This window comes from Enterobacter sichuanensis (assembly GCF_002939185.1).
Classification (GTDB): Bacteria; Pseudomonadota; Gammaproteobacteria; order Enterobacterales; family Enterobacteriaceae; genus Enterobacter; species Enterobacter sichuanensis.
On record NZ_POVL01000179.1, the window covers coordinates 1 to 372 of the forward strand.

Annotated in this window: 1 rRNA gene; it reads left to right on the forward strand. The window is 53.0% G+C overall.

Annotation, left to right across the window (positions count from 1 at the left end):
• Positions 1 to 25: 25 nt before the first annotated feature.
• Positions 26 to 372: ribosomal RNA gene (locus C5687_RS24390) — 23S ribosomal RNA — on the forward strand; the annotation flags it as partial.

Consider the following 372-nt stretch of genomic DNA (forward strand, 5'->3'; position numbering starts at 1 on the left):
GAAGTGAAACATCTTCGGGTTGTGAGGTTAAGCGACTAAGCGTACACGGTGGATGCCCTGGCAGTCAGAGGCGATGAAGGACGTGCTAATCTGCGAAAAGCGCCGGCGAGGTGATATGAACCTTTGACCCGGCGATGTCCGAATGGGGAAACCCAGTGTGTTCCGACACACTATCGTTAACTGAATACATAGGTTAACGAGGCGAACCGGGGGAACTGAAACATCTAAGTACCCCGAGGAAAAGAAATCAACCGAGATTCCCCCAGTAGCGGCGAGCGAACGGGGAGCAGCCCAGAGTCTGAATCAGCTTGTGTGTTAGTGGAACGGTCTGGAAAGTCCGACGGTACAGGGTGATAGTCCCGTACACGAAAA